General features: G+C 67.4%; 21 protein-coding genes. 5 read left to right on the top strand and 16 right to left on the bottom strand.

What is annotated here, in order from left to right:
- Positions 1-61 precede the first annotated feature (61 nt).
- Together AB5S05_RS12645 and AB5S05_RS12640 are read right to left on the bottom strand one after the other, a co-directional pair.
- Complete coding sequence (locus AB5S05_RS12645) at positions 62-1,444, bottom strand: aspartate aminotransferase family protein (protein WP_369287886.1); 1,383 nt, start codon at positions 1,442-1,444, stop codon at positions 62-64.
- A gap of 54 nt (positions 1,445-1,498) precedes the next feature.
- Positions 1,499-2,992 (bottom strand): aldehyde dehydrogenase, encoded by a 1,494-nt coding sequence (locus AB5S05_RS12640; RefSeq protein ID WP_369287885.1) that lies wholly within the window; start codon positions 2,990-2,992, stop codon positions 1,499-1,501.
- 215 nt (positions 2,993-3,207) lie between these two features.
- On the opposite strand from AB5S05_RS12640, the gene AB5S05_RS12635 reads away from it, so the two are divergent.
- From AB5S05_RS12635 to AB5S05_RS12620, 4 genes are all read left to right on the top strand, one after another.
- On the top strand, positions 3,208-4,128 hold the full coding sequence (locus tag AB5S05_RS12635; RefSeq protein WP_369287884.1) for a LysR substrate-binding domain-containing protein: 921 nt from the start codon (positions 3,208-3,210) through the stop codon (positions 4,126-4,128).
- 148 nt (positions 4,129-4,276) lie between these two features.
- Positions 4,277-4,816: a cysteine hydrolase family protein gene (locus AB5S05_RS12630; protein WP_369287883.1), complete on the top strand. Its 540-nt coding sequence runs from the start codon at positions 4,277-4,279 to the stop codon at positions 4,814-4,816.
- 577 nt (positions 4,817-5,393) lie between these two features.
- Positions 5,394-6,716, top strand: a complete 1,323-nt coding sequence (locus AB5S05_RS12625) for an OprD family porin (protein ID WP_369287882.1) — start codon at positions 5,394-5,396, stop codon at positions 6,714-6,716.
- Between the two features lie 378 nt (positions 6,717-7,094).
- Positions 7,095-7,532, top strand: a complete 438-nt coding sequence (locus AB5S05_RS12620) for an MAPEG family protein (protein ID WP_369287881.1) — start codon at positions 7,095-7,097, stop codon at positions 7,530-7,532.
- A gap of 35 nt (positions 7,533-7,567) precedes the next feature.
- Here AB5S05_RS12620 and AB5S05_RS12615 read toward each other — a convergent pair whose 3' ends face one another.
- A complete protein-coding gene (locus AB5S05_RS12615) occupies positions 7,568-8,509 on the bottom strand; it encodes a DMT family transporter (protein WP_369287880.1) in 942 nt (313 codons plus the stop codon).
- Between the two features lie 94 nt (positions 8,510-8,603).
- On the opposite strand from AB5S05_RS12615, the gene AB5S05_RS12610 reads away from it, so the two are divergent.
- The gene (locus AB5S05_RS12610) at positions 8,604-9,431 is read left to right on the top strand and encodes an AraC family transcriptional regulator (protein WP_369287879.1); all 828 of its coding nucleotides are present in this window, start codon (positions 8,604-8,606) and stop codon (positions 9,429-9,431) included.
- A 60-nt stretch (positions 9,432-9,491) separates the two neighbouring features.
- Here the strand turns inward: AB5S05_RS12610 and AB5S05_RS12605 are convergent, their stop codons facing one another.
- The 13 genes from AB5S05_RS12605 to AB5S05_RS12545 form a co-directional block, all read right to left on the bottom strand.
- Positions 9,492-11,861: an Ig-like domain-containing protein gene (locus AB5S05_RS12605; RefSeq protein WP_369287878.1), complete on the bottom strand. Its 2,370-nt coding sequence runs from the start codon at positions 11,859-11,861 to the stop codon at positions 9,492-9,494.
- 210 nt (positions 11,862-12,071) lie between these two features.
- A complete protein-coding gene (gene argE / locus AB5S05_RS12600; RefSeq protein ID WP_369287877.1) occupies positions 12,072-13,235 on the bottom strand; it encodes an acetylornithine deacetylase in 1,164 nt (387 codons plus the stop codon).
- The gene (locus AB5S05_RS12595; RefSeq protein ID WP_369287876.1) at positions 13,228-13,902 is read right to left on the bottom strand and encodes a DUF1028 domain-containing protein; all 675 of its coding nucleotides are present in this window, start codon (positions 13,900-13,902) and stop codon (positions 13,228-13,230) included. Before AB5S05_RS12595 ends, argE begins: the two co-directional genes overlap by 8 nt.
- Positions 13,903-13,912: 10 nt before the next feature.
- Complete coding sequence (locus AB5S05_RS12590) at positions 13,913-14,344, bottom strand: RidA family protein (RefSeq protein WP_369287875.1); 432 nt, start codon at positions 14,342-14,344, stop codon at positions 13,913-13,915.
- Positions 14,344-15,699, bottom strand: coding sequence for a flavin-containing monooxygenase (locus AB5S05_RS12585; protein ID WP_369287874.1), 1,356 nt, complete (start codon positions 15,697-15,699; stop codon positions 14,344-14,346). Before AB5S05_RS12585 ends, AB5S05_RS12590 begins: the two co-directional genes overlap by 1 nt.
- Positions 15,700-15,993: 294 nt before the next feature.
- Positions 15,994-16,368, bottom strand: a complete 375-nt coding sequence (locus tag AB5S05_RS12580; protein ID WP_369287873.1) for a DoxX-like family protein — start codon at positions 16,366-16,368, stop codon at positions 15,994-15,996.
- An 8-nt stretch (positions 16,369-16,376) separates the two neighbouring features.
- Complete coding sequence (locus AB5S05_RS12575; RefSeq protein WP_369287872.1) at positions 16,377-16,835, bottom strand: DUF2269 family protein; 459 nt, start codon at positions 16,833-16,835, stop codon at positions 16,377-16,379.
- Complete coding sequence (locus tag AB5S05_RS12570) at positions 16,832-17,956, bottom strand: saccharopine dehydrogenase family protein (protein WP_369287871.1); 1,125 nt, start codon at positions 17,954-17,956, stop codon at positions 16,832-16,834. Before AB5S05_RS12570 ends, AB5S05_RS12575 begins: the two co-directional genes overlap by 4 nt.
- Before the next feature lie 81 nt (positions 17,957-18,037).
- Positions 18,038-19,816 carry an acyl-CoA dehydrogenase C-terminal domain-containing protein gene (locus AB5S05_RS12565; RefSeq protein WP_369287870.1) on the bottom strand — a complete coding sequence of 593 codons (1,779 nt, stop codon included), beginning with the start codon at positions 19,814-19,816 and terminating at the stop codon, positions 18,038-18,040.
- Positions 19,817-19,997: 181 nt separating this feature from the next.
- Entirely contained in the window at positions 19,998-21,794 is a 1,797-nt protein-coding gene (locus AB5S05_RS12560; protein WP_369287869.1) for an acyl-CoA dehydrogenase C-terminal domain-containing protein, read from the bottom strand.
- Between the two features lie 117 nt (positions 21,795-21,911).
- On the bottom strand, positions 21,912-23,198 hold the full coding sequence (locus AB5S05_RS12555; protein WP_369287868.1) for a GGDEF domain-containing protein: 1,287 nt from the start codon (positions 23,196-23,198) through the stop codon (positions 21,912-21,914).
- A gap of 184 nt (positions 23,199-23,382) precedes the next feature.
- Positions 23,383-25,188 carry a phenylacyl-CoA dehydrogenase gene (locus AB5S05_RS12550; protein WP_369287867.1) on the bottom strand — a complete coding sequence of 602 codons (1,806 nt, stop codon included), beginning with the start codon at positions 25,186-25,188 and terminating at the stop codon, positions 23,383-23,385.
- A gap of 241 nt (positions 25,189-25,429) precedes the next feature.
- Entirely contained in the window at positions 25,430-26,113 is a 684-nt protein-coding gene (locus AB5S05_RS12545) for a putative metalloprotease CJM1_0395 family protein (RefSeq protein ID WP_369287866.1), read from the bottom strand.
- Positions 26,114-26,180 lie beyond the last annotated feature (67 nt).

The raw sequence follows: 26,180 nt of genomic DNA, 5'->3' as shown, positions 1-26,180 counted from the left end.
GGCGCCGTGTCGGTTGCAGGGGAGCCCCGCCTGCGCGGGGCCGGATCGATGGAAGCTCGGGCTAGAGCAGGCCGAACTCCTGGGCGGTGCGGTCCACCGCCAGCTTGGTCTTGGCCACCAGCTCGTCGATGTCGCCACGGGTGGCTACCAGGGCCGGCGCCATGATCATCCGGCCGAGGGTGGCGCGGATGATCAGGCCCTCGTCGAAGCCGATGCTGCGGCAGCGCCAGGTCAGCTCGGTCTCGTTGGCGAAGCGCTGGCGGCTGGCCTTGTCCTGGCTGAACTGCAGGGCGGCGACCAGGCCGCTGCCCTGGATCTCGCCGACCAGCGGGTGGTCGGCGAACGCCTGGCGCAGGCACTGCTGCAGATAGGGGCCGGTGTCGGCCTTGACCCGTTCGACCACGCCCTCGTCGCGCAATGCCTTGATGTTGGCGATGGCCACCGCCGCCGCCACCGGGTGGCCGGAGTAGGTCAGGCCGTGGGCGTAGACCCCGCCCTGCTCCACCAGCACCTCGGCGATGCGCTTGGACAGCACCAGCCCGCCCATGGGGACGTAGCCGCTGGTCAGGCCCTTGGCGATCGACAGGGTGTCGGGCTGGAAGCCGAAGTGCTGGTGGGCGAACCATTCGCCGGTACGGCCGAAGCCGCCGATCACCTCGTCGGCGCACAGCAGCACGTCATACTGGCGGCAGATGCGCTGGATCTCCGGCCAGTAGCTTTCCGGCGGGAAGATCATGCCGCCGGCACCCTGGAACGGCTCGGCGACGAAGGCGGCGACGTTCTCGGCGCCCAGTTCGAGGATCTTCTCCTCCAGCTGCAGGGCGCAGCGGCGACCGAACTCGGCCGGGCTCTGCTCGCCGCCCTCGGCGTACCAGTAGGGTTCGCCGATGTGGGCGAAGTCCGGCAGCATGCCGCCCATCTCGTGCATGAAACCCATGCCGCCGAGCGCAGTGCTGGCCAGGGTCGAGCCGTGGTAGCCGTTCCAGCGGCCGATCATCACCTTCTTCTGCGGCTTGCCGAGAATCTGCCAGTAGCGCCGCACGGTGCGGATCAGCACCTCGTTGGCCTCCGAGCCGGAGTTGGTGTAGACCGCGTGGCTGTAGTGGCTGGGCAGCAGGCTGAACAGCTGCTCGGACAGCTCGACCACCGCCGGGTGGGTGGTGTGGAAGAACATGTTGTAGTACGGCAGCTGCTCCAGCTGGCGGCTGGCGGCGGCGGCCAGGTCCTGGCGGCCGTAGCCGAGGTTGGTGCACCAGAGGCCGGACATGCCGTCCAGGTAGCGCTTGCCGTCGCTGTCCCACAGCTGCAGGCCCTCGCCGCGGACCATCACCCGCGGCCCCTCGGCGTTCAGCGCCTTCTGGTCGACGAAGGCATGGATGTGGTGGGCCGCATCCAGTTCCTGGTAGTCACGGGTGGTGCGGGTGGGATTGGGGAAGACTGTCATGGCAGCGACCTCGCCTTGATGATGGATTAACGGAAGCCTGGAACCGACCCGACCTCAGCCGCGCAGCTGCAGCCAGGTGGTTTTCAGGTGGCTGTACTGGTCGAGGGCCTGCAGCGACAGGTCGCGGCCGAAGCCGGACTGCTTGCAGCCGCCGAACGGCACGCAGACGTCGAGGGCGTCCACCGTGTTCACCGACACGGTGCCGACCCGCAGGCGCCGGGCCACCCGCTGGATGCGGCCAAGGTCGTCGCTCCACAGCGAGGCGGCCAGGCCGAAGGGGCTGTCGTTGGCCAGGCCGATGGCCTGTTCCTCGCTGTCGAAGGGCATGACCGCCAGCACCGGGCCGAACACCTCCTCGCGGGCCAGGCGCATCTGCGGACTCACCCCGGTGAAGAGGGTCGGCTGGATGAAGTTGTCCGAGCCGTTGATCCGCAGGCGCTGGCCGCCGCAGGCCAGGCGCGCGCCCTCGCCTAGGGCCTGGTCGATGAAGGCCATGATCCGCTCGCTCTGCCGCGCCTCGACGATGGCGCCCATGCGGCTGGCCGGGTCCAGCGGATCGCCCGGCTGCCAGTCGCGCGCCTTGGCGATCAGGCGCTCGACGAACTCGTCGTGGATCGAGCGCTCGACCAGCAGCCGCGAGTTGGCCGAGCAGACCTCGCCCTGGTTGAAGAAGATCGCGAAGGCGGCCTTCTCCGCCGCCAGGTCGAGGTCCTGGCAGTCGGCGAACACCAGGTTGGGGCTCTTGCCGCCGCATTCCAGCCAGACCTGCTTGAGATTCGACTGAGCCGCGTAGGCCATGAAGTACTTGCCCACCTCGGTGGAGCCGGTGAAGGCCAGGCAGTCGACGTCCATATGCAGGCCGAGGGCCTTGCCTGCCGTCTCGCCGAGCCCCGGCAGCACGTTCAGCACCCCGGCCGGCAGCCCGGCCTGCAGCGCCAGCTGGCCGAGGCGCAGGGCCGAGAACGGCGACTGCTCGGCGGGCTTGAGCACCACCGAGTTGCCGGCGGCCAGGGCCGGAGCCAGCTTCCAGGCGGCCAGGTCGAGCGGGAAGTTCCACGGCACCACCGCGCCTATCACCCCCAGCGGCTCGCGGCGGATGGTGGCCAGGGCATCGCCGGCGGTCGGCGCCACCTGGTCATAGCGCTTGTCCAGGGCTTCGGCGTACCAGGCGAAGACGTTGGCCGCCCCCGGCACGTCGATGTTGTAGGCATCCATCACCGGCTTGCCCATGTTCAGCGAATCGAGCAACGCCAGCTCCTCGCGGTGGGCCAGGATCAGCTCGGCCAGGCGCAGCAGCACCGCCTTGCGCTCGCGCGGCGCCATGCGCGCCCAGGGCCCCTGGTCGAAGGCGCGGCGGGCGCTGCGTACCGCGGCATCGACATCGGCCGCGTCGCAGGCGGCGACCTCGCCCAACATTTGGTTGGTGGCCGGATTGATGGCGGCGAAGGTGGCGCCGCCCCGGGCCGCACGCAGCTCACCGTCGATCAGTGCCTGGGTGATAAAGCCTTGTGCGGCTGCGCGCCTTTGCCAATCGCTGTACTGCAGCATCGCCCTCTCCTCATACCGAAGGCCGCAAGCGGCTTGTCGTGGTTGTTGAGGAGGATGGTGGCCCAGGCCGGGCGCCAGGAAAATTAGTAAATATATGCTCGCAGGCCATGAAAAAACTGCTCAGCCGGGAAGCCCCGCACCGACCCTCCTGGGGTATGTTGGGGCCTCGATTACCATGACAAGACGGATCCGCAGGTCCGCGGCAGAGGAGCCCCATGGCCAACTACACCTTGCGCCAACTCAAGTATTTCGTGACCACCGTGGAGTGCGGCAGCGTGGCCGAGGCCTCGCGCAAGCTGTACATCGCCCAGCCGTCGATCTCCACCGCGATCAAGGGCCTGGAGGAAAGCTTCGGTGTGCAGCTGTTCATCCGCCACCACGCCCAGGGGGTGTCCCTGACGCCCAGCGGCGCGCGCTTCTACCGCAAGGCCCAGGAACTGCTGCGCATGGCCCACGAGTTCGAGCAGAACGCCCTGGCCGACAACGACGTGGTGGCCGGGCAAATCGACATCGGCTGCTTCGAGACCGTCGCCCCGCTCTACCTGCCGCGCCTGATCGCCGGCTTCAACGCCCTCTACCCGGGGGTGGAGATCCGCATCCGCGACGGCGAGCAGCAGGAACTGGTGCAGGGCCTGACCGCCGGGCGCTTCGACCTGGCGATCCTCTATGACCACGACCTCGACGCGACCATCGCCTGCGAGCCGCTGATGACCCCGCAGAAGCCCTACGCCCTGCTGCCGGAGGGCCACCGCTTCACCGGCCAGGCCCGGGTGTCGCTGCGCGACCTGTGCCTGGAGCCGATGATCCTGCTCGACGTGCAGCCGAGCCGCACCTATTTCGTCAGCCTGTTCGAGGAGCTCGGCCTGAGCCCGAACGTGGTGTTCAGCTCACCGTCGATCGAGATGGTGCGCGGCATGGTCGGCCAGGGTTTCGGCTTCTCCCTGCTGGTCACCCGGCCGCACTCGGAGTGCACCTACGACGGCAAGAAGGTGGTGACGGTGGATATCGCCGAATCGGTGAGCAGCTCCGGGCTGGTCGCCGCCTGGCTCAAGCGCGCCCAGCTGACCAAGCCGGCGCAGCTGTTCGTCGAGTTCTGCCAGGCGCAGCTGGCGCCGACCAGCGAGGGCGGGGTTTAGGCGCGGGAGGCAGGCAAGGATGGTCGAGCCGATGCCGCCGGCGCTACCATCCTCCGTGCAGGCTGCGAACCAGGACACTCCATCCGCAACAATGCTGATTGCGGGCCGCTGCCCCTTGCCCCATACGCCAACTCCAGGGAGGAACCCCATGTCTAGCGCACTACTGATCATCGACGTCCAACAGGCACTCTGTACCGGCGCGGAAGCCGCCTTCGATAGCGGGCGGGTCATCGAAAGAATCAACACCGTTGCCGAGAGGGCACGCGCCACCGGCGCACCGGTGGTGCTGATCCAGCATGAAGAGGAGCGCGGTCCTCTGCAGTTCGACAGCGACGGTTGGCAACTCGCCGAAGGGCTGGCGACATCGCCGGGCGATCTTCGCATTCGCAAGACAACCCCGGACTCTTTCCATCGCACCGAGCTGATCCAGCGTCTGCAGGAGCGGGATATCTCGCGTTTGCTGATCTGTGGTTTGCAGAGCGACTTCTGCGTCGACACCACCACCCGACGCGCCTTGGCGCTGGGCTATGAGGTAGTCCTGGTTGCAGACGCGCATTCGACGGTGGACAACGGGGTACTGTCAGCCGCGCAAATCACGGCGCATCACAACACCACGCTGGCGAACATGACGAGCTTCGGCAAGCGCGCCGTCGTCGTCCCTGCCGCCGATGTGCAGATCGAGGCGTAGAAGCCTTTCGTGACCAGCGCTGCCGATGTGTCCGCTTAGCTGAGGCTGCATGCAGGGGTTTGCGCCTCCGATCGGCAGCTCCGGGTCGACGATTGCCGCTGGCAACGGGCAGCGGTCGGCCCTCTGCGAATGTCCGTTCCTGGTCATAGCGGCAGGCCTTCATCCGCACCGTCCTGGCTTCGTGCCGGCCCCTCCTCAAGGCGACCCGCGACCTCGGGATCGCGCTCGTATCATCGCGTCAGCGCAATCGGCGGCAACCAGGACTCGCATCGGCGCGCCCTCGCCAACGGCCATTATCGGTGGTGGTGAAAAGGGCCGCTCGACGGCCGCGACGGATCGATGACCGCTCGGCGGAGCCCTGCGCAGCCAGGTCGGATTCAGGCCCTTAATTGTCGCCCTCATGCATTCGCGATCTCCTCAGCGCCTTACTCTCGACCAGGACCCGGCCTCGCCGGGTCCGGGACTCGCTTCTTTTGGCCAGTATCTACGGCCCAGCAACACTCTCGCTCGTTCAAGGGAGGATGCGATGCCCCTTTCTCTGCCGCCAACGACACTAATAAGACTCGGAGAGCAAGCCATGTCATCTCGCAAAAAAACATTACTGGCCCTGGCCATCACCGCCGCCACCGCCGCCCCTCTGGCCATGGCCAGCCAGGCCGACAGCCAGGGCTTCGTCGAAGACAGCCACCTGAAATTCCTCACCCGCAACCTGTACTGGCATCACGACTACCACACCTACCACGGTGACGACGTCGACCGCCGCGAGTGGGGCCAGGGCCTGCGCCTCGACTACACCTCCGGCTACACCCAGGGCACCGTAGGCTTCGGCGTCGACGCCAGCGCCTATGGCGTGATCAAGCTCGACGGTGGTCAGGGACACTCCGGCAGGGCTGGAGTACTGGTACCCGAAGGTGATGGCACTGCTGCCACCGCAGGCTCGGCCGGTGCCAATGTCAAAATGCGCATTTCCAACACCGAGCTGAAGTACGGCAACAACCTGCGCCCCTACAACCCGGTGTTCGCCGCCTCCGATCTCCGCTTGGTACCGGGCACCGTGACCGGCCTGTGGCTGACCAGCAACGAGCTGGAGGGAGTGAGCCTGGAGGCCGCGCACCTGACCGCCGCCAAGGACTTCAACAGCACCAACAGTGACGATGACTTCTTCGCCGCTTACGCCGGCGTGAGCACCGACACGGCAGACTTCGTCGGCGGCAACTTCTCGCTCACCGACCAGCTCAGCGCCAGCCTGTATGGCTCCGAGTACGCCGACATCTGGCGTCAGTACTACGGCAACCTCAACTACACCTTGCCGATCAGCGACTCCCAAAGCATGAACTTCGACGTCAACGTCTATCAGACCGATGACAAGGGCAAGTCGCTGGCGGGTCAAATCGACACGCTCGCCTACTCGCTGGCAGCGGCCTACACGGTCGGTGCCCACACGTTCAAACTGACTTACCAGGAGATCGACGGTGACCAGCCGTTCGACTACCTCGGCCTTGGCCCGGGCACCTTCCACGACTCCATCTACCTGGCCAACTCCTCGCAGTTGGTGGACTTCAACGGCCCGAACGAGAAGTCCTACGGTGCCTTCTACAACCTCGACTTCGCCAGCTACGGTGTACCCGGGCTGACCTTCGGCATCCGCTACATCAAGGGTACCGATATCGACGGCAGCGACGTGGGTAGCGGCGCCTACAGCTACTACGCCACCGCCGACGGCGAAGAGCACTGGGAGCGCGACCTCGACATCAAGTACGTGGTGCAGGATGGCCCGGCCAAGAACCTCTCCACTCGTGTGCGCTGGGCGACCCACCGCATCTCCGGTGGTGACGACAGCTGGGACGGCGATGCCGACCAGGTTCGCGTGATCATCGAATACCCCTACGACATCTTCTGATGCGCCAAGCCGGTCGGGCGACCCGACCGGCCCTTCCCCTCTCGGGCGGACATTCCGTCCGCCAATCGCTCCCGCAACGCCTCGCGGCACTCGAGCTGTCCGCAACTGACGAAATCGTCGGGCTTGTGCCCTGCCCCAGGCTGCCGGGAGCACGGAAGAGGATGGCGATGCCGACGCCCTCGGCACGGTCGGCCGCCGAATCAACGCTCCAGGTTGGCCCTCGCCCTAAAGCCGCACGCTTTTCGCTGGCGCACTTGCGCTGGTGCACTTGCGCTGGTGCACTTGCGCCGCCGGCCCTGACTTCGCCAGGGAGGCGGATTACACTCGGGCGCGCCCCGCCTTCAGGGGCCCTTCGCATACGCACAAGGAGTTGCAGGCATGCACAATCTGGCCATTCTCTACCCGATCTTCGCCCTGGTGCTCTGGACCTGCGTGGTCCTGTTGCAGATCCCGATCGCCCGTTTCCGCTCCGCCGCGCGCCGCGAGACCGGCCCCGGCGACTATCGCTATGGTGAGTCGGCCGCGGTGCCGCCCTACGTGAGCCTGCCGAACAGGAACTACATGAACCTGCTCGAGATCCCGGTGCTGTTCTATGTCGGCTGCCTGCTGATCTACGTCACCGCGATCCCCTCGCCGGCCATGCTGGCGCTGGCCTGGGCCTATGTGCTGGCCCGTGTGGTGCACAGCCTGATCCACCTCAGCTACAACAACGTCATGCACCGGCTGGCCGCCTTCGCCCTGAGCAACCTGCTGCTGATCGCGCTCTGGGTGCTGGCGGCCGTGCAGGTGTTTTCCGCGGCGCCGGCAGCGGCCTGAGGCTGCGCGCCCTTTCCCTGAGCGAGCTACTGGGTCTACCCGGCTAGCTTGGCCCGTTCGGCGGCTCTGGCCGCCGACTTGATCCAGCCATGGCCACTGACCAGCACGATTCCCGTGAGCGCCAGTGCGCTGCCCAGGACGAACCCGGGCTCGATGGCTTCGTCCAGCAGCCAGGCGCCGAGGATGACACCGAACAAGGGGGTCAGGAACGACAGCACGCCGAGCCGCGAGGCCAGGTAGCGGCGCAGCAGGGCGAACCAGATCAGGAAGCTGGCGAAGCACACCATCAGCGACTGGTACGCCAGGCTCAGCCAGACCAGCGAGGTCGGGTTGAAGGTGGTGTGGCCGATCAGCAGGGCGGCCGGCAGCAGGAGCACAAAGCCCATCGCCAACTGGTACAGCAGCGTCTGCGTCGCCGGCAGCGTCGCCAGCCGGGTGACCCGCACCAGCACCGTGGTGGCCGCCCAGGTGACGCCGCCGAGCAAGGCCAGCAGGTCGCCCCAGAGCATTCGCGGCAGGTCGCCGTTGCCGCCTTCGACGCCGCGCAGAAAGGCGATCGCAATGCCGGCGAAGGCCAGCCCCACGCCCAGCCACTGCAACGGAGCCAAGCGCTCGCTCGGCAGCCACCAATGCAGGCCCAGGGCGGCAAACACCGGCGCGGTATAGAGAAATACCACCACATGGCCGGCCGAGGTGTGCTGCAGCGCCTCGCCGACCAGCAGGTACTCCAGGGCAAAGCAGGCGCCGGCCAGGACGCCGGGTTGCCAGATGCCCGTCGCCAGGCTCAGGCGCTCACGCCGCCACAGCATCAGCCCGCCCACCAGCACCGCGCCGATGGCCGAGCGCAGGGCGATCTGCAGGACCGGCGAGAAATCGGCGGCGGTGGCCTTGAGCGCGATCGACTGCATGCTCCAGATCAGGCAGAGCATCAGCATCAGGCCGATGGCCGAAACGTCGAGCGGTTTACGCGAGTCCATGGGGCGGCTCCGAATGTCTTGGTGCGCATTGTCACGCGGTCAGTGATGCGTTACATAACGCAAACCTGACACTGGATCACGGCGGACCGACAGCATGCCTGCCCCCACCACGCGCGCGCGCCCCCTGCAGGTGGCGCCATTCACCGATGACTTGCCGACGCCGATCCACTTCCGCTCGGCACGCATGCCCGCCGAGGCCAGTTTTCCGAGCCACCGGCATGACTGGGGCGAATTCGTCTACTCGTTCACCGGGGTGATGGAGGTGCAGCTGCAGGGCCAGCATTTTCTCGCCCCCTCGCAGTACGGCATCTGGCTGCCGCCCGGCGTCGAGCACCGCGGCATGAACCATGACGAAACCTTTTACTGCTCGCTCTATGTCAGCGCGGGGCTGACCGCGGCCCTGCCGCGCCAGGCCTGCGCGCTGACCGTCGGCCCGCTGCTGCGGGCGCTGCTCGAGCATTGTCGCCAGCACATCGAGGGCGCGGCGAAAACCGCACAGGAGCTTCGCCTGCTGCAGGTGGCCGTCGACCAGTTGGGCAGTGCCGAGGTCGCGGGCAGCTACCTGCCCGCCTCGCGCGACTCGCTGCTAGAACCGGTGCTCAGGGCGCTGCAGGGCAATCCCGGTGACTGCCGCTCCATCGCCGAGCTGGCCCGGACGGTACACACCACCGAGCGCACCCTGATGCGCCGCAGCCAGCGCGAGCTGGGCATGACCCTCAGCGAATGGCGCCTGCGCCTGCGCGTGCTCAGCGCGGTGGCGCCCCTGGAAGCAGGACAGACCGTCGAGAACATCGCCCACGACCTGGGTTACAACTCGGTCTCGGCGTTCATCGCCATGTTCCGGCGGATGATGGGCGCCACCCCGGACGAGTACCGCAAGACCCTGGCGGGTTTCCCCGGGGGTGCCGGCGTCAGGCGCTAAGCGCCTCGCGCGCCCTCGAGCGGTCGCCATCCCGGCGCGGGTCGGCCTTGTGGACGCGCCCTAGCAGCCCTTCTTCGGGTTGCATTTGCCCCCGCCATCACCACCACCGCCTGCGCCGCCATCGGCACTGATGGCGATGGAGACCGTGGCGGTCGCCGAGGCGCCCTGGCTGTCCGCGATGCTGTAGCTGAAGCTGTCGCCACCGCGCTTGTTGCCGCTCTGGTAGACCAGGGTATCGCCGACGCGGGTCAGGCTGCCCTTGCCCGGCTCGCTCCAGCTCTGCAGGCTGAGTGCGTCGCCCTCCGGATCGCTGTCGTTGGCCAGCACCTCGATGACCACCGAGCTGTTGACCGCGACATCGACGCTGTCGTCGGCGGCGAGTGGGGCATCGTTGACCGGCCGGATGGTCACGCTGACCGTCGCGCTGACCGGCGCGTGCAGGCCATCGCTCAGGCTGTAGCTGAAGCTGTCCGTGCCGCTGACGTCGGCGTGCGGGGTATACAGCAGGCTGGTTCCGTTCTGGCTCACCGCCCCCAGGCTGCCCTGGCCGTAGCTGGCGATGGCCAGGGGATCGCCATCCGCATCGCTGTCATTGGCCAGCACCGCGATCAGTACCGCGCTGTCTTCATCGGTCGCGGCGCTGTCATCGACCGCCACCGGCGCCTGGTTCGCCGCGGTGGTCGCGCTGCCTAGCCCCGACCAGGCGGTTTCATTACCGGCGGCATCGGCGGCCTTGACCCGGAAGCTGTAGGAGGTGCCGGCGCTGAGGCCGCTGGCGCTGTACTGGGCGCTGTTCTGCCAGCCGCTGTCGACGCAACCGCCCCCGCCGCTGACGCACTGGAACCAGTAGCGGACGACGCCCGAGGCGTCGCTCGCGGTCAGCGCCGTCATGTCGATGCGGCTGGCGCCGTTGGCCACCGGAGCAAGCGCCCAGCCCATCGGATCGGGGGTCGGCGCGGTCTGGTCGAGCGTCGCCGGCTGCACGCTGCCGGAGATGAAATACATGCCCAGGCTGCCATAGTCGCTGTAAGGCACCCCGGCATTGCCGACGCCGCCGACTTCCAGGTAGTAGCGGCCGGCCGGCAGATCGGCCGCCAGCTGCGCCAGGGTGTCGTCGAGCGGGTCGCTGCTGGCCAGCAGTTGACCAGCGGCGTCGTACAGCCGGGCCTGGATATCCAGATTGGCCCCACGCCGCGAGCCGCGATAGAAGGCCTCCCAGGCCGGTATCACATTGAAGCTGAGCGGACCGGCGCCGGTGTCAAACCAGAACAAATCGGTATCGCTGCGGGTTTCGATCACGCCCTTGTTGGCCGGATCGAGATTGTCCGGGTCGATCTCGGGAAAGGTCACGTAGACGCTGCCGTCGGCATCCACCTGCAGCGGCGTGGCCCCGGCCAGGCTGCCGCCGTGGTCGTCCGGGCGATAGCCCAGCTGGCCAGCGATGATCGCCAGGTCGTCCTGCTGATTGTTGGCATTGGGGTACTCGCCCTTACTCCACTGGGTGACGTTGTTGTAGTAGCCCACCCCCATGATCGGCGCCCAGGACACATAGCCTGCGCCATGACCACTGTAGTAACTCTGACTGTTGGTGCCGTCATGACTCAGCGCGAGGTTGTGGCCGAACTCATGGCTGGCCGCCTCGGCCACGTAGGGTGGAAAACCGTTGCCCAGGTTGTCGAAGTAGACCAGCGCCGGCTGGTACTTGCTGTGGTAGTCCGAACGCCCCCAGACCCCGACATAGGCGACCCCGCCGGCACCTTGCGCCGGCATGGCCGCACCGTTGGCGTCGGAGTCTGCGGTCACCAGCACATGCCCCACCGTCGGGCCGAATGCGCCCGGATCCTCGGTGGTCACATCGATATCGAACGGGGCCAGGTCCTCGGCGACCCGGTGCCAGATCTCGGCGATCGCCGCCCGCTCGGCGCTGCCGAAGCTGCCCGGGTTGCCGTCGGTATCGTAGGGGCGGGCATACAGCGGGTCGGCGGCCCCGCCGTTCCAGGCGGTGCCGCTGATCACGGCGCCGTCGAAGTCGAGGAACACCACCTTGGCCGCGCCGGGGCGGCTGTGCAGGAGGAAGGTCTGTTCCGGCGCCACGGCCTCGGGTTGTGCCGGCAGCACCGGCTCGGCCTCCTCGACCGGCTCCGGCAGTTCGGTATCTTGGTAATAGACGCCGCCTTCGGGATCGACGCGCAGGTAGTCGAAATCCTCCATGGGAATCGAGAAGCGCTGCAGCCACTCCAGGGCGCGCTGTTGCGCCGCCGGCGGCAGTCGTTCGATCTGGCTCTTCAGCCGCCCCCGTGGCAGTTCCTCAAGCCCGCCGGTAAAGCCCGGCGCGGCGGCTGCCGAGGAGGCTACCGCCGCCAGGGTGGCGGCCGAGAGCAAGAGGATGGACAGGTGGCCGAGCTGGCGACCGCGAGAGTGACTGCGCATAGGACAAACTCCCCGCCGAAGCATCCGAGCGCTGGACTTCGGCATCTGGCTGTTCGTCGTTACAAGGCTAGTACACTGTTTCACCGGTGAAACAGACCATCGGTCGCCAAGTCCCGGTCCCCCGCGTTTAAGCGCCTTGCGCCGGCGCATGCGCACCGGCCGCCAGGGCCGACCAATGGCGCGCCCGGCGACGGACGGACAGGCGCCGCCTCAGGGGTGCACGCGCAGCCAGTCGGCCAGGCGCGCGAGCAGGGCGTCGCAACCGTCGAGTTGGGCCTGGTGGATGAACTCGTCCGGCTTGTGGCCCTGCTCCATGCTGCCCGGCCCGCAGATCACCGTGGGGATGCCGGCCTGGTGGAACAGCCCGCCTTCGGTGCCGAAGGCCACGGTACCAAAGGCCCGGCTACCACTGAGCAGCGCCAGCAAGTCGGCCGCCTCGCCGCGCGGATCGGTGGCCAGGCCGGGATAGGCCGACAGCGGCTGAAAGTCGATGGCGCTGGCGGCGCTGCGCGCCTGCATCGACGGCAGCAACTCGGTCTCGGCGTAGTCCCTCAGCCCGGCGACCACCTCCTGCGGGTCGTCGCTCGGCAGGTGGCGCACCTCGAAGTCGAACTGGCAGTGCTCCGGCACTATGTTGAGCGCCCGGCCGCCGCCGATCAGGCCGGTCTGCACGGTGGAGAACGGCGGGTCGAAGCGCGGGTCCTGGCGTGCCGGCGCGGCCAGGCGCTGGCCGATCTCGCCGAGACGGTTGATCAGCCGGGCAGCGACCTCGATGGCATTGACCCCCTGCGGCGCGTAGGCCGAGTGGCAGGCCGCGCCGCGGACCTGGCAACGCATGGCCAGCTTGCCCTTGTGACCGAGCACCGGCCTGAGTTCGGTGGGCTCGCCGATCAGGCAGGCGATCGGCCTGTGCGGTCTTCGCGCCAGCTCGGCCAGCAGCGAGCGCACGCCGAGGCAGCCGACCTCCTCGTCGTAGGAGAAGGCCAGGTGCACCGGCCGACGCAAGGGCCGGGCCTGGAACGTCGGCACGGCGGCCAGCGCGCAGGCGATAAAGCCCTTCATGTCGGCGGTGCCGCGACCGTACAGCTTGCCGTCCCGCTCGCTCAGCTGGAACGGCGGCAGGCTCCAGGCCTGGCCGGCCACCGGCACCACGTCGCTGTGCCCGGACAGCACCACCCCGCCGCGCTCCGCCGGACCGATGCTGGCGAACAGATTGGCCTTGCTGCGCTCGGCGTTGTAGTCCAGCTCGCAGGCCACGCCCTGGCCCTCGAGGTAGGCGCGGATAAAGGCGATCAGAGCCAGGTTGGAGTCGCGGCTGACCGTGGGGAAGGCCACCAGCTCGGCCAGCAGCTCGCGGCTGCTCATCTCACTCATCGCCAGGCACCCCGTAGCTGGGCGCGCGGGTCGGGTCGAGGGCACGGATGAGGTAGTCGCGCATCTGCGGCTGGTAGGCACGCCACAGCCTGGTCAGCTCGCCGAGCGGGTCCTGCTCGGCCCAGTCCACGCGCAGGTCGACCAGCGGCCAGGTCAACTCGTCGACCACCTGCAGCGCCGCCGAATGCACCGGGCCGGCCTCGCCGCCGGCCGCCAGCGCCGCTCTCATGGCCGCCAGCAGACGTTCGGCCAGCATCCCCGGGGTCTGCTCGAAGGCCGCGAGCATGGCCACGATCACCCCGCGGTCCGCCAGCAGGTTGCCGGCCGCCACGCACTGCTCGCCGGCCAGGGCGTGGTGCAGGCCCAGGGCCTGGCTGCCGGTGAACAGCGCGCTGCGACCCTGGCTGTCGAGCAGCGCCACCTGGCGGTACTGGCTGTAGCCGTTGCGGGTCAGCGCCTGGTCCAGCGCCGCCGCCGGCTCCAGCCCGGCCTCCAGGGCATCGAGGATCTGCGGCCCCAGGGCCGGCAGGGTGATGTTCTGGCTGGCCACCGCCCCCACTCCGGCGCGCAGCCAGGGGCAGCGGGCACCGACGGCGATGCTCGAGGAACTGATGGCGATGCCCAGCTGGCCGGTCTCGGCGCAGCGGCCGACGATGGAAAAGGTCATGGCGTACTCCTCAGGCGTTGTCCGGCTGCCAGTCATCCGGGATGACCGCGATCACGTCGATCTCCATCAGCCACTGCGGCTGACCGAGAGCGCTGACCACCAGGCCGGTGGAGATCGGGAACACGCCCTTGAGCCACTTGCCGACCTCCTGGTAGACCGGCTCGCGGTAGCGCGGGTCGATCAGGTAGGTGGTGGTCTTGACGATGTGCGAGAGGTCGCTGCCGGCCTCCTCCAGCAGCTGCTTGACGTTCTTCATCGCCTGCTCGGCCTGTGCCCGCGGATCGCCGAGACCGACCAGGCGGCCCTCGAAATCGGTGCCGACCTGGCCGCGCACATACAGGGTGTTGCCGGCACGCACGGCCTGGCACAGGTCGTTGTCCAGGCTCTGGTTGGGGTAGGTGTCCTGGGTGTTGAACATGCGGATGCGGGTATGGGTGACCATCAGCTGACTCCCGAAAGGCTGGCGGATTGACCGCAGGCGCCGCGCTCGTCCCGGCGCTGCCCGGCATCGCGGTACTCGGCGTACTTGCGCTGGGTGGCGATGTGGTCGGCGACGTGCTTGGCGTCGTGCCACACGCCCCAGATGAAGGTGGAGCCACGGCGCGACAGCCACGGCAGGCCGAGGAAGTACACGCCCGGCTCGCTGGACACGCCGCGCTGGTGCTTCGGCTTGCCCTGCTCGTCGAAGGCATCCACCTGCAGCCAGCTGAAGTCGACGGCATAGCCGGTGGCCCAGACGATCGAGGTGATGCCGGCCGCGGCCAGGTCCAACTCGAGGATCGGCTCGCTCACGCAGTCCGGCTCCGGGAAAGTCCGGCGGGCTTCGGGTTCCTCCGGCAGGTCGAGGCCATTGCGCGCGACGTAGGAATCGGCGGCATCCAGCAGCGCCAGGTAGTTCTCGTCACCACGGGCCAGGTTGTCGGCCAGGTCCGCCTGGAAGCTCACCACGCCGCCCTCGAATGCCTTGGTCAGGCCGACCAGGGTCATGCCCTGCTGGGCCAGGCGACGAAAATCGATGGTCTCGCCGCCGCGGGCGCCGCTGACCGCGATGGTCACGTGTTCCTTGCCCGGCTGGGCGACCTCCATGTCCCACAGGCCGAGCACGCCCAGCCACCAGCAGAAGTCGCGGTTGCGGTAGGACCGCGGCGGACGGTCGTGCGGTCCGACCGAGAGGTACACGCGCTTGCCGGCGCGCAGCAGCTCGTCGGCGATCTGTACCCCGGAGGAGCCGGCGCCCACCACCAGCACCCCACCCTCGGGCAGCTGCTGCGGGTTGCGGTACTCGGCGGAGTGGATCTGCATGAGCCGCTCGTCCCGGGGCGCGATCGGCGGGATCAGCGGGCGCTGGAACGGGCCGGTGGCGGCGACCACGCGGTTGGCCCGGATCACTCCCGCCGAGGTCTCGACGGTGAAGCCCGGGCGGTCGGCATTGCGCACCACGCGCTTGACCTCCACGCCGGTGCGGATGGGCGCGTTGAACTGGCGGGCATAGGCCTCGAAATAATCCGCCACCATCTCCTTCGGGGCGAAACCGTCGGGATCGAGGTCGAACTCCATACCCGGGAAGCGATCGTGCCAGGCCGGACCATTGGCCACCAGCGAGTCCCAGCGCCCGCTGCGCCAGGCTTCGGCGATGCGACTCCTCTCCAGCACCAGGTGCGGCACCCCGAGTTTGCTCAGGTGCTCGCTGATGGCCACGCCGGCCTGGCCGGCGCCAACCACCAGCGTGTCTATTTCAGTCTGCTCGACGGCCCTGCTCCGATACTCCGGCAAGGCGGCTTGATTCAGGTCGGTCATGGCTCGATTCCTCGGACTCCGATCATTGTTGTTCTGCTGTTACGGCCAGCGATGGGGTGTTGGGCGCATTCTGTGCAGAGCCGGGGATTCGCGAAATTATGATTTTTGTCGTCGCTGCCAAGGTAAAAGCGTGCCCGCCGGCAAAGCGCCGGATGCACTGGGCACAAGGCTCGAGGTATAGGTTTTTTACCCTCAGGCACGACAAATTGGCTGGGCTTGTCGGCCGCGCGCGTGGCGCCGGGCCACCTCGGGGATAAGCGTGATGGCGACGCGGTTTGCACCGAGCGCCCGGACTCAGCCTCGCTCGCGACGCCCCACCTGCTGGTAGAGCAGTTGAATCAGCGCCAGCAGCGGGATGTTCTTGGTCAACGGCCCGAACGGGTGCAACCAGAATGCCGGCGCGATCAGCGTCAGCAACAGCGTGTAGAGCAGGATCAGCGCCGCCTGCGCCCGCAGACAGGTCCGCGGCGCCACCGCCAGCAGCGTCCACAGGCCCAGCAGCAGGTCCAGGGCGGCGCCGCCATAGACGCACAGCTCGGCCAACAACCCCTCGATGCCGACCTGCGCCAGGGTGGCATAACCGATCTGCCGACCGCCGCCGAGCGACACCGCCGCCGTCGCCAGCCAGACGAAGGCCAGGGCATAGCGGGCAAACCGAATGCTGGTCATGGCCGGGCTCAGAACATCGGCAGCGGCTTGGCGACCATCAGCCAGAGCAGCACCAGGATGGCGCCGAAGGCGGCGATGCCCAGACCGATCCACAGCCGCATCAGGCGCTGGAACTCCGCCCCCAGGGGCTCGGACGCCCGCGCCCGGAGCCGGTACTGGATCACCACCACGGGCAGCCAGCAGCAGCCGATGAACAGGAACAGCGCCAGCGCCGCGAGGAACCAGGGGGAGTCGTAGCGATAGCCACCGACCTCCATCAGCAGCAGGCCGCTGACGAACTGCAGCAGTACCGCCGGCGCGGTGAACACCCAGTCGGCGAGCACCACCAGCCGGGTGGTGCCGGCGACCAGTTGGCGGTCGCCGGAGCGGGCCGCCAGCAGCATGAAGAAGGCGATGCCGGCGCCACTGCCAATCAGCGTCGCCGCCCCCAGCACGTGGAAGAACTTGAGCAGCAGGTAGGCGCTCATCGCGTCACCCGCTGGTAGATGCCCAGCCGGCTCGCCTCGACATCGAACTCGGCCAGGCTGTAGAGCCCGAGGCAGGGCACAGCGCCGCGCTCGGTCAGCTCGCCGCGCAGCAGCTTGCCGGCCAGGATGATGGCCGACAGGGTGGGGATATAGGGGCCCACGCCCTGCTCGGCGTACAGGGTCCACTGCAGGGTGCGCCGCTCGCCCTGGTGATCGCGCCCGGCCAACTCGATGCGCATGCCGCCAACGTCGGAGCCGAACGCCATCAGCGGCTGGCGCGCCCGCAGCATGCGCCTGCCCCAGCCGCTCCAGCTGTCGACCAGGCGCACCCTCGCCAGCCCGGCCAGCGCCACCATGATGTGGTGCAGCACCGGCAGCTCCAGACCGGCCTGGAAGCGCACGCTCTGCACCCCGGGGTAGCGCTGGGGAAACAGCTCCAGGTCGGGAATGTCGATATTGGCCAGCCAACGGCGACCGACCGGTCCGCCGAAGTCCAGCCGCCGTGGATTCATCCAGCCATGGCGCTCGACCCAGCGGCCCTGCTGGAGTACCCGGAAGGGCCGACCGGTATAGGACAGGATGGCCTCGAGGGTGGCTTCGCCGACTTCCGCCCGGTTGCCCGGAGCGATGGCGAAATCGATGGTCTCGAGGCGGGCGAACTCACCGCAAAAATGGTCGATCACGGTCGAGGACAGTCCGGGCACCGAACTGGCGCCGCTGATCAGTAACACACCCCGCGCCTTGGCCGGCTCGTCCAGCTGGCGAATAGCGCAGACGTAGCGGCGATCGTCGGCCAGGTCGATGCAGTGGGCGCCGGCCTGGATGCAGGCCATGGGCACCCGCTGGTCCTGGCCCTGGAACGGGCCGCTGGTGTGGATGACGATGTCGGGCGCCAGCGCCGCGAGCTCATCGGCAAAGGTCGGCGCATCCATGTCCAGGCGGACGCCGCGCAAGCGGCTGCCCGGCAGTGCCCCCGGCTGCAGCTGCGCACACAGGCGCGCGGCCCGGTCCAGGTTGCGCCCGGCGATCAGCAGCTCGATCCCCCCATGAGACTGGCCGAGACGCTCGGCGATCCTTTTGCCAAAATTGCCGTAACCGCCGAGTATCAGCACCCTTGCCACAGACCAGCCCTCCTTGATCGATGCGCCATGCTAAACGAAAAGCCCCGGCGCTTGGCCGGGGCTTTTTTCAACGCAAAGCGCTTAGAACTGCGCGGCGTCCAGCAGGTACAGGCTCTCGCTGCCGGCCTTGACCGAGGCGCTGAGCGAGTGGATGCGCGGCAGGATGCGGGCGAAGTAGAAGCGCGCGGTGCCCAGCTTGCTGGCGTAGAAGTCGTCCTGGCCTTCCTTGCCCAAGGCAGCCCGCGCCATCAGCGCCCACATGTAGGCGTAGGCGGTGTAGCCGAACACCTGCAGGTACTCGACCGAGGCGGCGCCGATCTCGTTGGGGTTGGCCTTGGCCCGCTCCAGCAGGTCGGCGGTCATCTGCTCGAGGTTGGCGATGGCGGCTTTCAGCGGCTCGGTGAACTCCGCCAGGCTGCCGTCGGCCGAATCGGTGAAGACCTTGATCTCCTCAGCGAAGTGCTTGTAGAAGGCGCCGCCGCTACCGATCACCTTGCGCCCGACCAGGTCGAGGGCCTGGATGCCGTTGGTGCCCTCATAGATCTGGGTGATGCGGCAGTCGCGCACCAGCTGCTCCTGGCCCCACTCGCGGATGAAGCCGTGGCCGCCGAACACCTGCTGCCCGTGGAGGGTGGTTTCCAGGCCCATGTCGGTGAGGAAGGCCTTGGCCACCGGGGTCAGCAGGGCGACCAGCTCCTCGGCGCGCTTGCGGGTGACCGGGTCCTCGCTGAACTTGGCGGTGTCGAGTTGCATGGCGACGTAGCTGGAGAAGGCGCGGCCGCCTTCGTTCAGCGCCTTCATGGTCAGCAGCATGCGGCGCACGTCCGGATGCACGATGATCGGGTCGGCGGCCTTGTCCTTGGCCTGCGGGCCGGTCGGCGCGCGGCTCTGGATGCGCTCACGGGCGTATTCGATGGCGCTCTGGTAGGAACGCTCGCCGGTGGCCAGGCCCTGGATGCCGACGCCCAGGCGCTCGTAGTTCATCATGGTGAACATGGCCGCCAGGCCCTTGTTCGGCGCATCGACGATCCAGCCGGTGGCGCCGTCGAAGTTCATCACGCAGGTGGCCGAGGCCTTGATGCCCATCTTGTGCTCGATCGAGCCACAGGACAGCGCGTTGTGCTCGCCCAGCGAGCCGTCGGCGCCCACCATGAACTTGGGCACCAGAAACAGCGAGATGCCCTTGGGCCCGGCCGGCGCGTCCGGCAGCTTGGCCAGCACCAGGTGGATGATGTTCTCGGTGAGGTCGTGCTCGCCGCCGGTGATGAAGATCTTGGTGCCGCTGATCTTGTAGCTGCCGTCGGCCTGGGGTTCGGCCTTGGTGCGAATGATGCCCAGGTCGGTACCGGCGTGCGGCTCGGTCAAACACATGGAGCCGGCCCAGGTGCCGGAGTACATGTTCGGCAGGTACTTTTCCTTCAGCTCTTCGCTGGCGTGGGCGTTGATCGACAGGCAGGCGCCGGCGGTCAGCATCGGGTACAGACCGAACGACAGGTTGGCCGAGTTGACCATCTCCTCGACCTGGGCCGAGATCACCTTGGGCATGCCCATGCCGCCGAACACCGGATCACCGCCGACGCCGACCCAGCCGCCCTCGGCGTAGGTCTGGTAGGCCTCGGGGAAGCCGGCCGGGGTCTTGACCTTGCCGTTGTCCCAGCTGCAGCCTTCCTCGTCGCCGCTGCGGTTGAGCGGCGCGATAACCCCGGCGGTGACCTTGCCGGCTTCCTCGAGGATGGCATTGGCGGTGTCTTCGTCCACCACTTCGGCCAGGGCCGGCAATTGGCTCCACAGCTTGGAGACTTCGAACACTTCATTGAGCACGAAGCGCATGTCGCGCAGGGGGGCTTGGTAGTCAGCCATGGGAGAATCCTCGAACGAAGCAACGGGTTTGCATCAGGGTTTGCATCAGGCCTGGGAGTTTAACCGAGCAACACAACAGACACATAGGGTCGCGTTATGACCAATTAGTCGAATAGCGTATCTATCTACTTGAAAATGAAAAGACCCGCCGGCGGCGGGTCTCTTTCCGCTCGACCGCTCGTCAGAGGGCGAAGTGCTCGGCCGGCAGGCTCATCAAGCAGTCGCTGCCCGCCTCGGCCGCAGCCAGGTGCGCCGCGGTGCGCGGCAGCAGGCGCTTGAAGTAGAAGTCGCAGGTCGCCAGCTTGGCCTGGTAGAAGGCCGCCTCGTCGCTACCGGCGGCGAGCTTGTCCTGGGCGACCAGGGCCATGCGCAGCCAGAAGTAGGCGAGGATCACGTAGCCGGCATACATCAGGTAGTCCATCGAGGCGGCGCCGACCTCGTCAGGGTTCTTCATCGCCGCCAGGCCGATCTTCTGGGTCAGCTCGCCCCACTGTTTGTTCAGCCCCGCCAGCTGCGCCACCTGGGCCTTGAGTTGCGGGTGCTCGGCCTGGGCCTCGCAGAACTTGTGGACAATCCGGGTGAAGCCGCGCAGCAGCTTGCCCTGGCTGCCGAGCACCTTGCGCCCGAGCAGGTCGAGGGCCTGGATGCCATTGGTACCTTCGTAGATCGGGGCGATGCGGCAGTCGCGCACCAGTTGTTCCATGCCCCATTCGCGGATGAAGCCATGGCCGCCGAACACCTGCATGCCGAGGTTGGTCGCCTCCAGGCCGGTCTCGGTCATGAATGCCTTGCAGATCGGCGTGAGCAGGGCCAGCAGGTCCTCGGCCTCGGCGCGCTGCTCGGCGCTGGCGGCGGCATGGGCCTGGTCGATCAGCTGGGCGGTGAAGTAGGCCAGGGCACGGTTGCCCTCGTTGAACGCCTTCATGGTCAGCAGCATGCGCCGCACATCGGGGTGGACGATGATCGGGTCGGCGGGCTTGTCCGGCGCCTTGGGCCCGGTCAGGGCACGCATCTGCAGGCGCTCACCCGCGTACTTGACCGCCCCCTGGTAGCTCGCCTCGCCGAGGCACAGGCCCTGCATGCCGGTGCCCAGGCGGGCGTGGTTCATCATGGTGAACATGCAGTTGAGGCCCTTGTTGGCCTCGCCGATCAGGTAGCCGGTGGCGCTATCGAAGTTGATCACGCAGGTGGCCGAGGCCTTGATGCCCATCTTGTGCTCGATCGAGCCACAGCTGACCGCGTTGCGATCGCCGACACTGCCGTCGGCCCCCGGGAGGAACTTGGGCACGATGAACAGCGAGATGCCGCGCGTACCGGCCGGCGCATCCGGCAGCTTGGCCAGCACCAGGTGAACGATGTTCTCGCTCATGTCGTGCTCGCCGGCGGAGATGAAGATCTTGCTGCCGCTGATCGCGTAGCTGCCGTCGGCCTGGGGTACGGCGCGGGTCTTGATGATGCCAAGGTCGGTGCCGCAGTGGGCTTCGGTCAGGCACATGGTGCCGGTCCAGCGGCCCTCGGTCATGCGGGTCAGGTAGATCTGCTTCTGCTCCTCGCTGCCATGGGCATGGATCGCCGACATGGCGCCGTGGGTCAGGCCGGGATACATGCCCCAGGAGGTGTTGCTGGCGCCGATCATCTCGCTGATCAGCAGGCCGAGCGAGTGCGGCAGGCCCTGACCGCCATAGGCGGGGTCGGCGGCCAGGCCCATCCAGCCGCCCTCGACGTACTGGGCAAAGGCCTCCTTGAAGCCCCTGGGCGTGGTCACCACGCCGTTGTCGAACTGGCACTCTTCCTCGTCGCCGGAGCGGTTGAGCGGTGCCAGCACCTGCTCGCAGAACTTGGCGCCCTCCTCGAGGATGGCGCCAACCATGTCCGGGGTCGCGTCGTCGGCACCGATGGCGGCATAACTGGCGGGAAAATCGAAGACTTCGTCGAGCAGGAAACGCATGTCGCGTAGGGGAGCCTTGTAGTCGGGCATGGTCGTTCTCCGTCAGCTGGCGCGCTGGGCGCGGGGCAAGACCCTTAACCTACTGCTGCGCCACCGCCACTGACAACGACCCTAGCAGCGCTGAATGCGCCACCATAAGCGCGTCAATCAACCGCCGGCACTGGCCAGCCTGATGGCGCCGCGCCGCTGGCCATGACTGCGGATGCAGTTGCGCCCGGCAGCCTTGGCGGCGTACAGGGCCTGGTCGGCGGCCTTGATCACCGCCTCCGGGTCCTGCTGCACTCCGTGCTCGGCCACCCCCATGCTCATCGTCACCCCGACTTCCTGGGCCCGCGCCCCGGCGCGCCTTGGCTTGCCCTGCCGGTCGCTGGGAGGACGGCTCTGCCGGTCGCGCAGTTGCACGCGATAGTTCTCCAGCGCCTGGCGCACCTGCTCCAGATGGGGCAGGCACTCCTCGAGGCATTTGCCGGGAAACACCAGGACGAACTCCTCGCCGCCGTAGCGGTAGGCCTTGCCGCCACCGCCCACCTGGCGCAGCTGGCTGGCCACCAGGCGCAGCACCTGGTCGCCGACATCGTGGCCATGGGTGTCGTTGAAGCGCTTGAAGTGATCGACATCGGCCATGGCGATCACATAGCTGCGGCCCAGACGCTGCAAGCGCTCGTTCAGGGCGCGGCGCCCGGGCAGGCCGGTCAGCTCGTCGTGAAAGGCCATCTGGTAAGCCTCGTGCGCGACCGCCGCAACCAGCATCAGCATCACCTGGCTGCTCATGACCTGCAGGGCATGGGGCAGGATGAACACCTTGGGCAACATCCATAGCAGCCCCAGCAGGCCAAGCAGCTGCGCCGCATGCAAGGGCCGCGGCGAGCGCAGGTACTGCGCCAGCAACAGAATGAAGACGAGGGCGAACAGCGGGTAAGCCAGCTGCACCAGGCTCATCCAGTCACCATGCAGCGCCGGCCAGCGGATCAGTGCCAGCCATTGCAGCAACGCCTCCGGGTAGCGCCGCGCGAGGGCCAGGGTGACCCCGCCCAGCGCCAGCAGCACCGCCGCGCGGGCGAGCAGGTCCTGGCCCAGGTGGGTGCGCTCGCGCCACAGGCCATAGAGGCCATAGAGCAAGGGCAAGAGCAGACTGCACAGGTGAAAGACCAGGCTGGCATCGCTGCGGACCCGGCCCGCGCTGCGAAAATAATCGGTCTGGATATCCAGGACGAAGTAGGCCAGGTAGAGCACCAACAGCAGAAACAGCTCGCGCTGGCGCCCATAGACCAGGCAGAAGGTGCCGCCGAGCAGCAGCAACAGGGTCGGCAGGACATTGAACAGCGAGCCAAAGAATTCGCTCAGGTGCAGCAGGCGTGCAGCCAGCAGCCCACCGCCGAGCAACAGCAGCGAGGGCAGAAAATGATTGAGGCGCACACCGGCATAGCGTGACAAGAACGACTCCACTGAGATGATCGAGCCCTGACACAGGCTGGCATCCGGCCATCAGGCCTGCCAAACGACTGGCAGCATAGCCGCTATTTCACGCTTTCTGCGTCGCGCCGGTCGCAAAACCGGCAGGCAAAAAAAACCGCTGCCCTCGCGGGCAGCGGCTTTTCGACCCGAATTCGCGCCGGGCTTAGTAGCCCAGGGCGAAGTCCTCTTCGTCCATCTCCATCAGGTTGCCCGCACCGGACAGCATGGCTTCGACGTGGCTACGGGTGCGCGGCAGGATGCGCGCGTAGTAGAAGCGCGCAGTCTGCAGCTTGGCCTTGTAGAAGGCCTCGTCTTCGCTACCGGCGGCCAGCTTCTCGGCAGCCAGGCGCGCCATGTCGGCCCAGAAGTAGGCCAGGCAGACGTAGCCGGAGTACATCAGGTAGTCCACCGAAACGGCACCGACTTCCTCGCGGTCCTTCATCGCCGCCATGCCGACCTTCATGGTCAGCTCGCCCCACTCCTTGTTCAGCTTGGCCAGCGGCTCGACGAAGGATTTGACCGCTTCGTTGCCTTCGTTGGCCTGGCAGAACTTGTGCACGATCTTGGTGAAGCCTTTGAGCGCCTCGCCTTGAGTCTGCAGCACCTTGCGACCCAGCAGGTCGAGCGCCTGGATGCCGGTGGTGCCTTCGTACAGCATGGAAATGCGGCTGTCGCGGACGTTCTGCTCCATGCCCCACTCGGCGATGAAGCCGTGGCCGCCGTAGATCTGGATGCCGTGGTTGGCCGCTTCGAAGCCCACCTCGGTCATGAAGGCCTTGGCGATCGGGGTGAGGAAGGCCAGCAGCGCGTCGGCCTGCTTCTTCTCGGCCTCATCCTGGCTGTACTTGACGATATCGACCTGCTTGGCGGTGAAGTAGACCATCGCGCGGTTGCCTTCGGCGAACGCCTTCATGGTCAGCAGCATGCGACGCACGTCGGGATGCACGATGATCGGGTCGGCCGCCTTGTCCGGCGCCTTCGGGCCGGTCAGGGCGCGCATCTGCAGGCGCTCGCGAGCGTACTTCAGGCCACCCTGGAAACCGATTTCGGCGTGGGCCAGGCCTTGCAGCGCGGTCCCCAGGCGAGCGGTGTTCATGAAGGTGAACATGCAGTTCAGGCCCTTGTTGGCCGGGCCGATCAGGTAACCGGTGGCGCCGTCGAAGTTCATCACGCAGGTGGCGTTGCCGTGGATGCCCATCTTGTGCTCGATCGAGCCACAGGACACCGCGTTACGCTCGCCAACGGTACCGTCGGCGTTGACGTTGAACTTGGGCACGATGAACAGCGAGATACCCTTGGTGCCCTGAGGGGCGTCCGGCAGGCGCGCCAGAACGATGTGGACGATGTTATCGGCCATGTCGTGCTCGCCTGCGGAGATGAAGATCTTGGTGCCGCTGACCTTGTAGCTGCCGTCGGCCTGGGGTTCGGCCTTGGTGCGCAGCATGCCCAGGTCGGTACCGCAGTGCGGCTCGGTCAGGCACATGGTGCCGGTCCACTCGCCGGAGACCAGCTTGGTCAGGTAGGTGTGCTTCTGCTCGTCGGTGCCGTGCTCGGAAATGGTGTTCATCGCACCGTGGGACAGGCCCGGGTACATGCCCCAGGACCAGTTGGCGGAGCCGACCATCTCGCTCAGCACCAGGCCGAGGGACTCGGGCAGGCCCTGGCCGCCGTGGTCGACGTCATGGGCCAGGCTCGGCCAGCCACCTTCGACATACTGCTTGTAGGCTTCCTTGAAGCCGGTCGGCGTCTTAACGCCCGACTCGCTCCAGGTGCAGCCTTCGGTATCACCCACACGGTTCAGCGGCGACAGCACCTGCTCACAGAACTTGGCACCTTCCTCGAGGATGGCGTCGACCATATCTGGAGTAGCGTCTTGGCAGCCAGGCAGGCTCTGATAATGCGCTTCGTAGCCGAGCAATTCATCGCGAACGAAACGGATATCACGCAAGGGGGCCTTGTAATCAGGCATAGCGGTTAACCTCTGCGGTGGACTCTTAGTGTCTGGGTGACCGATTGGCGGTCGTTTTCGGGATCCCTCCCGACTGCTCGGCCGGCCATCGGCGGGCAAGCAATCAAACAGGTGTTTGAAACATACGTTTACGCCCTACCCTTGTCAAGCGCCGCGACGACCATCCGTCCAGGCGACAGCCGGGCACAGCCCACCGTTGCTGGCCCGAGCCGGAGCAAGATGTTCGATGGGTGAGGGCCGCTCAGGCGATCAGGTCGACCTGGGCACCAGCGGCTGCTGCGGGCCCGGCGAGACGTCGATACAGGTCCAGATCTGGACTGGATACGGGCGCCGGTAGGGCCGATTGCGTCGCATCATCGGTCGCGGAGGTCTCGCTGCGTTGCGCCTGCGTAGCGGCTGGCTGTTCGCTGCGTATCCTGGCCAATTCGGCACGCGCCTCGACCATCTGCGCCTGGGCTTGCGCGGCCACGCGCAGGTCCTGAGCGGAGGGTTCGGCCGGCGCGAGGGCGGCGCGCACAACGATCTCCATCTTGGCCAGGGTGGCCTCGGGGTCATTCGGCACAGCGGCAACATCGATGCTGACCTCGCCACCGGCCGCGTAACGCTTGCCGTCCGGGCCACGGCTGTAGGTGTAGCTGGGCGCGCCGGCATGGCTGCCACCGACTGCCGCATGCGCCTGCTCATGAGCGCGCACCTCCTGGTCGCGACTGGCCAGTTCGGCGATTAGCAGCTGTTCGGCGCGTTGCTGTTGCGGACCAGGCGCTGTACCACCGTGAGCACCCGCCGCTGGTGCGCCTGGGTTGGCCGCGCTCTCCCGCACCGAAGCCGGCCGATCGTCGCCAGGGGACTGAGTGGCGTGGGAGGTATCTGGCGATGGGAGGCGCACCGGCAAGGCATGAAAGGTCGCCGTAGCGGCGATGCGCATCGCTCTTCCTCCTTGTCAGCCGCGGTCAACGGGCCCGCAGCGACCCCGGGTGCAGCCGACGCGGGTG

It is taken from the genome of Pseudomonas zhanjiangensis, assembly GCF_041027545.1.
GTDB lineage: Bacteria > Pseudomonadota > Gammaproteobacteria > Pseudomonadales > Pseudomonadaceae > Aquipseudomonas > Aquipseudomonas zhanjiangensis.
This window is presented reverse-complemented; position numbering and strand designations above follow the sequence as displayed.

Coding starts and splice junctions, on each gene's coding strand:
- AB5S05_RS12645 (WP_369287886.1), bottom strand. CDS start 1,444: ATGACAGTCTTCCCCAATCCCACCCGCACCACCCGTGACTACCAGGAA.
- AB5S05_RS12640 (WP_369287885.1), bottom strand. CDS start 2,992: ATGCTGCAGTACAGCGATTGGCAAAGGCGCGCAGCCGCACAAGGCTTT.
- AB5S05_RS12635 (WP_369287884.1), top strand. CDS start 3,208: ATGGCCAACTACACCTTGCGCCAACTCAAGTATTTCGTGACCACCGTG.
- AB5S05_RS12630 (WP_369287883.1), top strand. CDS start 4,277: ATGTCTAGCGCACTACTGATCATCGACGTCCAACAGGCACTCTGTACC.
- AB5S05_RS12625 (WP_369287882.1), top strand. CDS start 5,394: ATGTCATCTCGCAAAAAAACATTACTGGCCCTGGCCATCACCGCCGCC.
- AB5S05_RS12620 (WP_369287881.1), top strand. CDS start 7,095: ATGCACAATCTGGCCATTCTCTACCCGATCTTCGCCCTGGTGCTCTGG.
- AB5S05_RS12615 (WP_369287880.1), bottom strand. CDS start 8,509: ATGGACTCGCGTAAACCGCTCGACGTTTCGGCCATCGGCCTGATGCTG.
- AB5S05_RS12610 (WP_369287879.1), top strand. CDS start 8,604: ATGCCTGCCCCCACCACGCGCGCGCGCCCCCTGCAGGTGGCGCCATTC.
- AB5S05_RS12605 (WP_369287878.1), bottom strand. CDS start 11,861: ATGCGCAGTCACTCTCGCGGTCGCCAGCTCGGCCACCTGTCCATCCTC.
- argE (WP_369287877.1), bottom strand. CDS start 13,235: ATGAGTGAGATGAGCAGCCGCGAGCTGCTGGCCGAGCTGGTGGCCTTC.
- AB5S05_RS12595 (WP_369287876.1), bottom strand. CDS start 13,902: ATGACCTTTTCCATCGTCGGCCGCTGCGCCGAGACCGGCCAGCTGGGC.
- AB5S05_RS12590 (WP_369287875.1), bottom strand. CDS start 14,344: ATGGTCACCCATACCCGCATCCGCATGTTCAACACCCAGGACACCTAC.
- AB5S05_RS12585 (WP_369287874.1), bottom strand. CDS start 15,699: ATGACCGACCTGAATCAAGCCGCCTTGCCGGAGTATCGGAGCAGGGCC.
- AB5S05_RS12580 (WP_369287873.1), bottom strand. CDS start 16,368: ATGACCAGCATTCGGTTTGCCCGCTATGCCCTGGCCTTCGTCTGGCTG.
- AB5S05_RS12575 (WP_369287872.1), bottom strand. CDS start 16,835: ATGAGCGCCTACCTGCTGCTCAAGTTCTTCCACGTGCTGGGGGCGGCG.
- AB5S05_RS12565 (WP_369287870.1), bottom strand. CDS start 19,816: ATGGCTGACTACCAAGCCCCCCTGCGCGACATGCGCTTCGTGCTCAAT.
- AB5S05_RS12560 (WP_369287869.1), bottom strand. CDS start 21,794: ATGCCCGACTACAAGGCTCCCCTACGCGACATGCGTTTCCTGCTCGAC.
- AB5S05_RS12550 (WP_369287867.1), bottom strand. CDS start 25,188: ATGCCTGATTACAAGGCCCCCTTGCGTGATATCCGTTTCGTTCGCGAT.
- AB5S05_RS12545 (WP_369287866.1), bottom strand. CDS start 26,113: ATGCGCATCGCCGCTACGGCGACCTTTCATGCCTTGCCGGTGCGCCTC.